General features: G+C 65.0%; 7 protein-coding genes and 1 pseudogene. 2 read left to right on the top strand and 6 right to left on the bottom strand.

Annotated features, from left to right (window positions below; genetic code table 11):
- Both AB7E65_RS02975 and AB7E65_RS02970 read left to right on the top strand, forming a co-directional pair.
- Positions 1-192 (top strand): annotated as a pseudogene (locus AB7E65_RS02975) (hypothetical protein); the annotation flags it as partial.
- Between the two features lie 80 nt (positions 193-272).
- A complete protein-coding gene (locus tag AB7E65_RS02970; protein ID WP_428745243.1) occupies positions 273-1742 on the top strand; it encodes a hypothetical protein in 1470 nt (489 codons plus the stop codon).
- A 95-nt stretch (positions 1743-1837) separates the two neighbouring features.
- Here AB7E65_RS02970 and AB7E65_RS02965 read toward each other — a convergent pair whose 3' ends face one another.
- From AB7E65_RS02965 to AB7E65_RS02940, 6 genes are all read right to left on the bottom strand, one after another.
- A complete protein-coding gene (locus AB7E65_RS02965; protein WP_072286655.1) occupies positions 1838-3532 on the bottom strand; it encodes a cation:proton antiporter in 1695 nt (564 codons plus the stop codon).
- Between the two features lie 173 nt (positions 3533-3705).
- Positions 3706-4830, bottom strand: a complete 1125-nt coding sequence (locus AB7E65_RS02960) for an ABC transporter permease (RefSeq protein ID WP_428745244.1) — start codon at positions 4828-4830, stop codon at positions 3706-3708.
- Positions 4830-7610, bottom strand: a complete 2781-nt coding sequence (gene rbbA / locus AB7E65_RS02955; RefSeq protein ID WP_428745242.1) for a ribosome-associated ATPase/putative transporter RbbA — start codon at positions 7608-7610, stop codon at positions 4830-4832. The genes AB7E65_RS02960 and rbbA overlap by 1 nt, the downstream gene beginning before the upstream one ends.
- Positions 7607-8680, bottom strand: coding sequence for an HlyD family secretion protein (locus tag AB7E65_RS02950; RefSeq protein WP_072288070.1), 1074 nt, complete (start codon positions 8678-8680; stop codon positions 7607-7609). Before AB7E65_RS02950 ends, rbbA begins: the two co-directional genes overlap by 4 nt.
- 184 nt (positions 8681-8864) lie before the next feature.
- Positions 8865-10340 carry an efflux transporter outer membrane subunit gene (locus tag AB7E65_RS02945; RefSeq protein WP_320361650.1) on the bottom strand — a complete coding sequence of 492 codons (1476 nt, stop codon included), beginning with the start codon at positions 10338-10340 and terminating at the stop codon, positions 8865-8867.
- Positions 10337-11062 (bottom strand): ABC transporter ATP-binding protein, encoded by a 726-nt coding sequence (locus AB7E65_RS02940; protein ID WP_072286658.1) that lies wholly within the window; start codon positions 11060-11062, stop codon positions 10337-10339. Before AB7E65_RS02940 ends, AB7E65_RS02945 begins: the two co-directional genes overlap by 4 nt.
- Positions 11063-11064: the final 2 nt, after the last annotated feature.

Genomic DNA, 11064 nt, shown 5'->3' with positions numbered 1-11064 from the left:
ACACGCAAACCCGGCGAAAAGGTCGATGACTACGCGGGTACCACTTTCGACCTGCAGTTGCTGTATGCGTTCAACAAAAACTTCTCCATCGACTATATTTTCTCCACCTTTGTTCCGGGCGATGGTATCAAGGATCAGTTCGGTGACGATCCCGCTTTCGTCAATTGCCTGACCCTGGCCTGGACCTATTGAGAATAAACACGGGCCGGTGCGACATACCGTGCACCGGCCTGTTGTGTCGAGTATTGGTTTTGCATCCGAAGGGATAAGCGATGAGAATCTCTGTCCGTCTTGTTGCGGCACTGATATGTCTGCTGTGTGTCGTGCCGGCCTTCGCCGCCTCGATCCCATGGCCCCGGATCGACCGGGCCCTGTCCGCATGGCAGGGGCAGAAGGAACTGCTGCTGGTCACCGCCACAAAGTCCCCGTTCTCCACCGCTGCCGGCCAGGCAACCCTGGAGCAGCTGCTGATGCACGGCTTTGCGGTTCGAACGGGTGATCAGGTGCCCTCCGGCGGCAGGGGCCTGGTGCTTGAACTGAAAGATAACGACGGCGGGGCGATGGCCTTTTTGCGGCGCGCCGTCGATGGCGCGATTATCGCTTTTGAACGCCACGCGCCGCCTGCCGGCGAGGCTCCGGTGGAACAACCGGTTGCCGCGCCGCTTTCAGCGGCCCGGCCTGTGCCGGCCGTGGTCCCATCCTCGGCAGTCCCTGCCGCATCGCGTCCCGCGTCGTCGAACCTGCCCGGCCCGCTGTCGTTGCCGGGCCGCCCTCGCAGTCTGGCATGGCTGGCGGATGCGGGGGAGCAGGGGCTGGATCTCGCGGTGCTGACCGATGAAGGCGTGCAGCCTTACCGACTGCAGCAGAACCTGCTGCACCCCTGGGGACCGTATGTGCACGGCCACCCCGCCTGGCGGGCCTTGTATCTCGAAGCCGGAGATCCGGACCGGGACGGCGATCCGGAACTGGTCGCCGTATGGGCGGATGACACGCGGGGCATCTATGCCGGTACCGATTCCCGGCCCCGTGCCGTCGTGTTCGAACAAGCCGGGCGGGGCTTATCCGCGAGTCCCGGTCCGCGGGCGTTTGTAAGACTGCAGGACAAGCTCGGTTTTGTGCAGTATCGCGGCAACCACAGTTTGTACCAGGGACCGGTGGTTGCCCTGGATACCAGCGGCAAGAGCTGGAATGCCGGGCAAAAGGCCGTTGCCTGGGCCGGGGGCAATCTGTTCGAGACCACACCCATCGGCCAGCAGCAGGCACTGCAGTGGACGGCCGATCAGCAGCTGCGGCTGGTGGCCCGGCAGGATGGCGCGCCGTTGGCCGGCGGCAGTCTGCTGTATGACTTTGGAGAATTTGTGGGTCCGCGTGTCGCCGTGCCTTTGGAAACCCCGGAGTACCGGGCCGGCTTCGGCAAGGAAGACATGGTGCGTGAAACATGGCACAGCCTCCCTCCGCGTGTTGTGGTCGACGCTGACGGGACCGCTTACACCATCCGCCGGGAGCGCAGCACCGGGCTGCCCCTGATCGGCAAGCCCACGGGAAGGGACAAACTGGTGGCGGTGCGCTGGAGCGGCGACCGCTTCGCGGTGCGGGAACTGTTCGCCGGAATCGAAGCCTTCATTCTCGATTTTGCCCTGGTAAAACAGCAGGGCAAGGTGAGCGCGGCTCTGCTGTTGCTCAACCAGAAAGCCGACGGCAGCGGTGAGGCTTATCTGCAGCGCGTGCCTCTGGATAACTGACAAATGGAAAAACCGCCGGCCACTGTTTGACAGAAAATGATCCGTAAAAGCGCCCCTTGAAGTGACAAGGGGCGCTTTTTAATTAGTGGGCGGATTCAGTGGGGCTGCCCGCTTTTGACCAGGGCCAGAAACTCGGTCAAGCCGTTAACCTGCAGTAACTTTTCCCGCAGTTCCCTGGCCTTGAGGGAGGCGGCGATATCCGCCAGAATTTCCAGTTGTGCCCCGTCGTCGTGGACCGGGGTCAGGATAAGGAAGATCAGTTGCGCAGGGCAGGCATCGGGGGCGTCAAAGTCAATACCGAAATGCGATAAACCCGCGGCGATGACAGGCGCCTGCAGGCCGGGCAGGCGGGCATGGGGGGCGGCAACTCCCATGCCGAGGCCGGTAGCCATGAGTTCTTCGCGCTTCAGAACGGCCCTGGCGACGGCGTCGGCATCCAGCCCGGCGGCTTGTGCCGCGGCATAAGACAGCTCGGTGATCGCATCCTCGCGGGTAACCGCGGCGGTGGGATTGACGAAGCTGCGGGTGGTTATGAAGTCGGTGAAGCGGCGGGGTTTTTTCAGGTGCAGCAGGCGTTGCAGAAGCGGACCGCTCAGCAGGGAGGTTGCCAGTGCCATGAACACCAGGGCGACGAACAGGCGTTCGCCGATCAGGCCGTTGCTGAGGGCGAGCAGGCCCAGAATGATCTCCATGGCGCCGCGGGCGTTCATGCCGAACCCGACAGCCCAGGATTCACGCCGGTCCATGCCGCTGAGGCGCCCCGCCAGGCTGCAGCCGAAGACCTTGCCGAGGGTGGCGATGAGCAGCACAACGCCAACCAGCAGCGCATCGAAATTGGCGATAAAATCGACTTTCAGTCCGATACTGGCAAAAAACAGCGGTGCGAAAATAAAGGACACGAACTGGTCGATGACGGCGCGGGTTTTTTCCCGCAGATGCTGGGAGTCGCCCAGCGCCACCCCCGCCAGAAAGGAACCGAAGATGGCATGGACGCCGATCCATTCGGTGAAGGCAGCCGCCATAAGGGTCAGCGCCAGGGCAAAACCGAGCACGCCGCCCGGCCAGCTGCTGTGGGCCTGGATCCACGGCAGGGCGCGGTTGATGAGCCCGCGTCCCAGCGTCAGCATGACGACGGTGAAGCCCAGTGTCAGCCCAATGGTCTGGCCGATGCTCAGGGTGATGGCTGCCGTGCCGAGCATGCCGAGAATGACGGCGAAGATAATCCAGCCGACCAGGTCATTGAGCACCGCCGCGGCTATCAGCAGCATGCCCAGATCACTGCGGTAGAGATTGAGGTCCATCAGGGTCTTGGCGATCACCGGCAAGGCGGAGATGGACAGGGCGGTGGCCATGAACAGGGCGAAGATCAGCGGGCTCGCGCCGGCCTCCATCCCCATTATCTCCGGTAGATACCAGGATGCCGCGAAACCCAGGGCAAAGGGCACGACAATGCCGGCGACGCCGACGCTGACGGCGCTTTTACCCTGACGCCACACGGTGGAGAGGTCTACCTCCATGCCGGCCACCAACAGAAACAGGGTGATGGCCAGGGTGGTCAGACCGTCGAGGGCCAGCGCCCCTCCGCCATGGCTTGGAAAGAGGAAGGTCCGACCGGCCGGGGCCAGGGCGCCAAAAACGGTCGGGCCCCAAAGGATGCCGGCCAGAATTTCGCCGAGGACCGCCGGCAGATGGAACCGGCGGGCCAGCTCGCCGAGCAGCCGGGCGCTGGCCAGGAGCACTCCCAGAGCCAGCAACAGGGCGGTGATTTCACTGTGCGTCAGGCTGTCCATGCCAACCTCTGCAGAACCGATGGAAGATTGTGCGCGTCGCGGCGTGAAGACGGCCGGACCCGCCAGAACAGGGGCGTCGTCAAGAGCAGCCGTCAACCTACCCGGGGTTTTGCGCGGACGCAAGCAAAAATGTTTTCAGAGAGGCCTGCGGGACAGGTGCCGTCGGGCGCCAATCATCCGGGCATGCCAAGGGATTTCCGAAAGCGTCCCAGCGCAACGCCGAAGAACAGGGCACCGATGCATGCCAGGGCGAGCAGTTGCGGCCATACCACCTCCAGCCCCGCGGCGCGGAACAGAATGGCCTGCGAAGCCGAGACAAAATGGGTGGTTGGCGCGGCGAGCATGATGTTCCTGGCGAAGGCCGGCATGCTCTCGCGGGGCGTCATGCCTCCCGAGAGCATCTGCAACGGCAACAGGGTCAGCAGGATCAGCAGCGCCAACTGGGGCATGGAACGCGCCAGGGTCGCCATGAAGATTCCCATGCAGGTGGTGGCGAACAGGTGCATTGCGGCGCCCGCCATAAAGAGTGCCGCCGAGCCGCTGATCGGCACCTGCAGCGCGCCGCGCACGATGAAGGTCAGAGAGACGCCTGTCGCCAGCAGGACCACCAGCGCCATGGGCCAGAGCTTGGACAGCATGATTTCGGCCGGGGTAACCGGCATCGCCAGAAGGTGCTCGATGGTGCCGTGCTCCCGTTCGCGGATCAGGGCCGCGCCGGCCAGAATGATGGACAGCATGGTGATGTTGTCGATGATTTCCATGACCGCGCCGAACCATGTCTGGGTCAGGTTGGGGTTGAAGCGAACCCGCGACTCCAGGTCCGCCCTTGGCGTTTCCCTGGCACGGTAACGCTGCGCGAATTCGCGAACCTGGCCCAGGGCGATCTGCTGGATGTAGCCGCTGCCGGTGAAGGCCTGGCTCATGCGGGTCGCATCGACGTTGAGCTGCATCGCCGGCGACCGCCCGGCCAGCACGTCGCGCTGGAAGCCGGGGGGAATGTCGAGGACGAAGCTGTATTCCCCTGCGTCCAGCACCGGATCCACTTCGCTCAGCGCAAGTTTTGCCGGAGGCATGAAGTAGGGCGGATAAAAGGCCGTGGCGATGCGTGCCGACAGCGGCGAGTCGTCCTCGTCGACAATGGCGATGGGGGTTTTGTGCAGGGCATCGGGCATGGCGGTCGCGGCGATGTAGACGGCAGCGGTGAAGGTATAGACGATCAGTATCAGCATGGCCGGGTCGCGGGCCAGGCTCCACAGCTCCTTGATGCCCAGGCGGTAGATGGTGGCGGCAGGACGCATCATCGGGTCTCCTGTTTTTTCAGCAGCACGATGGCCAGCCCGAGGATCACTGGAATGGCCGGCAGCAGCGACCACAGGGAGGCCTGCAGGTCCGGCAGCCCCAGGGCCTTGTTGAAGACGCCGCGGCAGATGGTCAGAAAGTGCGTGGCCGGGTAGATGCGGCCGATGATTGCTCCGGCGCCCTCCAGTGACGAAACCGGGTTGAGCAGACCGGCGAACTCGATGGCCGGCAGCATGGTGCCGAGCATGGCGAAGAACATGGCCGCGATCTGGCTGCGGGTGAAGGTTGACGCAAGCAGCCCGAAACCGGTGGCAATGATGGCGTACAGGCATGCAGCGGTCGCCAGCACCATGAAACTGCCCTTGACCGGCACCTTGAAAAGGGTGACGGTCAGAACCGTCATCAGCAAAAAGTTCAGCATTGCCAGAACCACGTAGGGCAGTTGCTTGCCGAGCAGGAACTCGGCGCGGGAGACAGGGGTGACATAAAAGTTGACGATGGGGCCGAGTTCCTTTTCGCGCACCACCGACAAGGCGGTCAGCATCGCCGGGATCATCAGCAACAGCAGCGGCATGACCGCCGGGACCATCGCCGGCCGGCTTTCAACCGCCGGGTTGTAGCGAAACCGGGTCTCGATGGTGGCCAAGGGTCGGCTTCGGCCCTTGGAACGGCGCCGCTCCATGTCCTCCAGCCACCATTGGTGCATGCCCTGCACGTAACCCCGGACCGTTTCAGCCCTTGACGGCATGGCACCGTCGATCCAGGCGCCGATAGTTGCCGGCCGGCCGTGTTGCAGGTCGCGGGCGAATCCGGGGGGGATCTCGATAGCCAGGGACAGTTCGCCGCTGCGCATGCGCCGGTCAATTTCCCGGTAATCGGAAAGCGGCGGACGTTCGATGAAATAGCGTGATCCCGACAAGTTCAGCACGTAGTTGCGGCTCAGGGTTGTCTGGTCCCGGTCGAGCACGGCAAAGCGCAGATTCTCCACGTCCATGCTGATGCCATAGCCCATGATCAGCATCAGAAACAGGGTGCCGAGCAGGGCCATGGTGCCGCGCACCGGATCGCGCCGCAGTTCCAGCGCTTCCCGCAGGCTGTAGCCCAGGGCGCGGGCCGGATGGAAAAAACCATGGCGTGCCGGCGCTTTGCCATCGGCAAAGGGGGCCGCCGCGGGGACCGTTTCCGCTTCGGTGGCAATCGCCGGTTGCTCGCAGGCCCCGGCCTCCCTGAGGAAATCAATGAACGCATCTTCCAGGGTGTTTGCGCCGCGCTGGCGTATCAGCTCCGCCGGAGTGCCGCTGGCCAGCACGCGGCCGTCGTGCATCAACGAGATGCGGTCGCAGCGCTGCGCTTCGTTCATGAAGTGGGTGGAGACGAAGATGGTGACCTTGTCCTGGCGTGCCAAATCGATCATCAGCCGCCAGAAGTTGTCGCGGGCGATGGGATCCACGCCCGAGGTCGGTTCGTCGAGAATCAGCATGTCCGGTCTGTGCACCATGGCCACGGCCAGGGAGAGCCGCTGCCGCAGGCCGAGGGGCAGGCTTTTGGGGAGAACGCCGGGGACTTCGTCAAGGCCGAAACGGCGCAGCATTTCCGCCACCCGTCCCGGGATATGTGGCGCTGACAGCCGGAACAGCCGCGCGTGCAGCTCCAGGTTCTGCCGGACGCTCAGCTCCGAGTAGAGGGAGAAGGTCTGCGACATGTAGCCGACCCGCCCGCGGATGGCGAGATCGTGGGGATCGACGGGGTGGCCGAACAGCCAGGCATGCCCGTCGCTGGCCGGCAGCAGGCCGGTCAGCATTTTCATGGTGGTGGTTTTGCCGCAGCCGTTGGATCCCAGAAAACCGAAGATTTCGCCTTGCCGGATGCGGAAGTTGACATGGTCGACCGCCACGAAGTCGCCGAAGCGTCGGGTCAGGTCGCGCGCCTCGATGGCGATTTCGGCGTCTTCATCCAGATCGAGAGGCGGAATTTCCACGGGCCGGTGGCCGCGTCGGCGTGGTTCGGGCAGCATGGCGATGAAGGCGGCTTCCAGGGTATCGGTGGCGGTGCCATCGAGCAGCGCGCGGGGCGTGCCGGCGGCCAATACCCTGCCGGCATCCATGGCCACCAGCCAGTCGAAACGCCGAGCCTCGTCCATGTAGGCGGTTGAAGCGATGACGCTCATGGCGCTGCGCTCCCGGCGGATCCTTCCGATCAGCTTCCAGAACTGGCTGCGCGCCAGCGGATCGACGCCGGTGGTCGGTTCGTCCAGAATCAGCAGGTCCGGGGCATGCATCAGGGCACAGCACAGGCCGAGCTTCTGCTTCATGCCGCCGGAGAGTTTGCCGACCGGCCGCGACCGGAACGGGTAAAGGCCCGTCCAGGCTGTCAGTTCATCGATGCGCGCCCGCCTTTCCCTGGCGCCGTGGCCAAACAGGCGGCCGAAAAACTGCAGGTTCTCCTCCACCGAAAGGGAGGCATAGAGGTTTTTGCCCAGGCCCTGTGGCATGTAGGCGATGCGGGGGCGGATCCGCTCCCGGTCACGGGCTTTCGCCATGTTATGGCCGAGCACCTCCAGTTGCCCCTGCTGCAGCGCGCGAACTCCGGCGACCAGCGCCATCAGGCTCGATTTGCCGACGCCGTCCGGTCCGATCAGGCCGACCACGCAGCCGCCCGGGATCCGCAGGTCGATGCCATCCAGCGCCCGCACCTTGCCATAGCGCAGGCTGATGCCGGTCAGCTGCGCCACCGCGGATTGGTCAGGGACTTTTCGGGGGGTGAAAAGGTCGTCGGTCATGGCGGCAGCCTGACCTGCAGGGCCTCCGGCCAGGGTTGCCGGGGGTCGATGCGCACATAGGCGCTACCCGGCAGGCCGGTTTTGACGTTGGTGATGTATTTGCTGAGCAGTTCCGGTGCGATCTGCGCCTTGACCCGGAACATAAGCTTCTGCCGCTCGCTGGCGGTTTCGACGGTTTTGGGCGTGAACTGGGCGACATCGGCAACAAAGGAGATGGTGGCCGGTACCACGTAGCGGGGCGCGGCGTCGAGTATCAGGCGCGCTTCGCTGCCGATGGCGAGTTTGCCGGCTGCGGCCGTGGGCAGGAAGAAGGTCATGTACACATCGGCGAGGTTGATCATGTTCAGAACGATGCCGCCGGCGCCGAGAACTTCACCGGGCTGCGCTACCCGATACTGCACCCGTCCGCTGCAGGGCGCCTTCAGTACGCTGTCCCGGATCTCGGCCTCGATCCGCTGCAGGGTCGCCTGTGCCGCCTCGACACTGGACTCTGCGCCGATCACCTGGGATCCCGACATCACGATGGCGGCTTCGACCGCTTTGACGTCGGCTTCGGCGGCATGCAGCATGGCCAGCAGGCTGAGGTAGGCGGCCCGGTCGTCATCGACCCGCTGGGCGGAGACGGCATTTTCGCGAGCGGCGGCCCGGGACCGCTCCAAACGGTTCCGGGCCGCCACGATCTCGGCCTGGCGCTGGCGCACCACCGCTTGTGCGGCTTCCTTCTCGCCCCGGTAGCGGTTTACCTGGCTGCGGGCCGCTTCGACGGCGTACCCGGCCTGGCGCAGCAGCGCCTGAGCCTCTTTTTTGCGGGCTTCGAGAACCTCCGTATCCATGCGGGCCAGCACCTGGCCGGCCGTAACGAAGTCACCCTCCTTCACATCAATTTCCTCGACCCGGCCGGCGGTTTTGGCGGCAATATCGATTTCCGCCGCTTCGATGCGGCCGTTGCCGCTGGCGAATCCGTCGGGGACGGCATCCGTTTTCAGAAGCCTTGCACCATAAAAGATGCCCGCGATAATCAGCCCACCGGCGGCCAGTGTCAGCAGCAGCCTTGTCCTGAATTGCAGCATGGGGGACTCCACCTTGGCCGTGCCTGTCGGTTGAAAATCCCGTGCAAGATGGCAGGATGGCCCGTCCTGCCATGACGGCGGCAGGGTCACCTGACGCGCCTGCCGTGTATGAAGCATCCCGATACTGCTATTGTAAAGCAACCTCCCGGCCATTCAATTTCCGGAGGTTGTTTATGCGGCGTTTTTATGGAAGCCCCGAGGCGGGAAGCTCGGCGGCGCCCATTGCCTGGCAAAAGGCGACGCTGTCGAGCAGACGGGCGGTTCTGGCCTGGATCATATCGAGTTGCGTCTGCTGCGCCTGCTGCCGGGCCGCGAGCAGTTCGTCGTCGGCGGCCGCGCCCAGCAGAGTGCGCTGCCGGGCGATCTCAAGGGATTGCTCCGCGGCAGCGTTCGCCACGGACAGCGACGCCAGTTGCCGCGCATCGTTTTCCAGGGCCCTCAACACATCCGCCACCTGCCGCAGCGCCTCCAGTACCACCGCCTGATAGTTGGCCCGCGCCGCCTCGAATCCGGCCAGCGCCGCGCGTTTTTCCGCTGCCAGGCCGGGTTTGAACAGGGGCTGGGTCAATTGTCCCGCCAGGCTCCAGATCAGCGAGCCGCTGCCGAACAGCGCACCGGTGGTTAGCGCTTGCGATCCAAGGTCGGCGCTCAGATCGAGCTGCGGATACAGGTTGGCGACGGCGGCCCCGTATTCTGCATTGGCGGCATGCAGCAGTGCCTCGGCGGCGAGAATATCCGGCCTGCCGCGCACCAGCGCCGACGGCACCAGCAGCGGCAGGTTGGATGGCAGATCGAACTCCGCCAAAGTGAAGGGATGGGGGCGTTGCGCCCCCGGGGCCCGTCCGGCCAGTGTCGCCAGCCGATGATCCTGCTGCTGCAACTGCTGGCGTAACGGCGGAAGCATGGCCCCGGTCTGGGCGACGCGGGTTTGGCGGCCGGCGACCTCGTCTTTTGCCGCCTGGCCGAGAGACAGCCGCTGCCGGATCAGTGCCAGCCGTTTCTGTTCGTAGCGCTCAAGGGTTTCGAGGATGTCGATCTGTGCGGCCAGCCCGGCCCGCGTGATGGCGGCCGTGGCGATATCGGCCACCAGGGTCAGGCGGGCACCTTCGAGCCGGTGATGCTGGTAATCGCCGCGGGCTGCCAGCGCTTCCAGCATGCGCCGGTTGCTGCCGGCCAGATCGAAGCGATAGCCCACCGTCACCCCCGCTTCGAAGACACTGAATTCACGGGCCTGACCGGTTTGCCCCATGGAGCCGGGATTGAAACGCTGGCGCCGGGCGCCCAGGGTCCCTTCCAGTTGCGGATAACGGGTATCGCCGGCGCGGGCGGCGTATTGCTCACGCGCCTGGCGCAGCGTCGCCTGGGCGGCCTCCAGCGTCGGGCTGGCGGCCAGCGCTTCATCGATCAGTTCATTCAGTGCGGCAGACCCCAGGTTTTGCCACCAGCAGCTATCGGCCCGGGTTGCGGCAGCGATGGTTTGCGCCTTGCCCAGCATGCCGGGGGCCGAGGCCGTGATCGCCGCATGCGGGGCGGCCAGATAGCCTGCGATGTCCGGGGGGGCGGGGCGCTGGAAGTCCGGTCCGGCCGCACAGCCGCTCAGGGTCAGGGCCACCAGCCAGGCCGGCCAGCAGTGTCCGACACGATGTAAAGGCTTGATCATGACAGCTCTCCCGGGTCCCAGCCCCGACCTTCGCCCTGTTCTTCATAGGTCACGCCGTCGCGGATATGATAGATGCGCCGGAAGGTGGGGATGATTTTTTCGTCGTGGGTAACGACGATGATGGCGGTTTCAAAGGTGCGGGCCATATCGTTGAGGATGCGGATTACGGCCAGCGCCCGCTCGCTGTCCAGCGGCGCGGTCGGTTCGTCGGCCAGGATCACCGGCGGATGGTTGACCAAGCCGCGGGCGATGGCCACGCGCTGCTGCTCGCCGCCGGACAGCTGCGAGGGCATGGCGCGGGCGCGGTGCTGCACATCGAGAGCCTGCAGCAGTTCCATGGCGCGGGCGCGGGCTTCGCCGTTCGGGCGTCCGGCCAGCATCGCCGGCAGCGCGACGTTGTCGGTGACGTCGAGAAACGGGATCAGGTATGGCGCCTGGAACACAAAGCCGATGCGGTCGCGCCGCAGGGCGCGCAGGTCCCTGACTTTCCAGCCCTGGTCGTAGATCAGGTCCTCGCCGAGGTGCATCTGCCCGGCGGTCGGCTCGATCACTGCGCCCAGGCACTTGAGCAGGGTGCTTTTGCCGGAGCCCGACGGGCCGATGAGCCCCACCACCTCCCCGGGGCCGACCTGCATATCCACCGATTTCAGGGCTTCGACCGCCGTTTCGCCGCTGCCGTAGCGTTTGCGCAAACCATGCACACGGATGCCTTTTGCCAGCATGT

The organism is Syntrophotalea sp. (assembly GCF_050253115.1).
In the GTDB taxonomy this organism is placed as follows: Bacteria; Desulfobacterota; Desulfuromonadia; order Desulfuromonadales; family Syntrophotaleaceae; genus Syntrophotalea; species Syntrophotalea acetylenica.
This window is presented reverse-complemented; position numbering and strand designations above follow the sequence as displayed.

What these genes read in the sequence shown, in the direction of transcription:
- AB7E65_RS02970 (WP_428745243.1), top strand. Translation starts at nt 273, where the DNA reads ATGAGAATCTCTGTCCGTCTTGTTGCGGCACTGATATGTCTGCTGTGT.
- AB7E65_RS02965 (WP_072286655.1), bottom strand. Translation starts at nt 3,532, where the DNA reads ATGGACAGCCTGACGCACAGTGAAATCACCGCCCTGTTGCTGGCTCTG.
- AB7E65_RS02960 (WP_428745244.1), bottom strand. Translation starts at nt 4,830, where the DNA reads ATGCGTCCTGCCGCCACCATCTACCGCCTGGGCATCAAGGAGCTGTGG.
- rbbA (WP_428745242.1), bottom strand. Translation starts at nt 7,610, where the DNA reads ATGACCGACGACCTTTTCACCCCCCGAAAAGTCCCTGACCAATCCGCG.
- AB7E65_RS02950 (WP_072288070.1), bottom strand. Translation starts at nt 8,680, where the DNA reads ATGCTGCAATTCAGGACAAGGCTGCTGCTGACACTGGCCGCCGGTGGG.
- AB7E65_RS02945 (WP_320361650.1), bottom strand. Translation starts at nt 10,340, where the DNA reads ATGATCAAGCCTTTACATCGTGTCGGACACTGCTGGCCGGCCTGGCTG.
- AB7E65_RS02940 (WP_072286658.1), bottom strand. Translation starts at nt 11,062, where the DNA reads ATGCTGGCAAAAGGCATCCGTGTGCATGGTTTGCGCAAACGCTACGGC.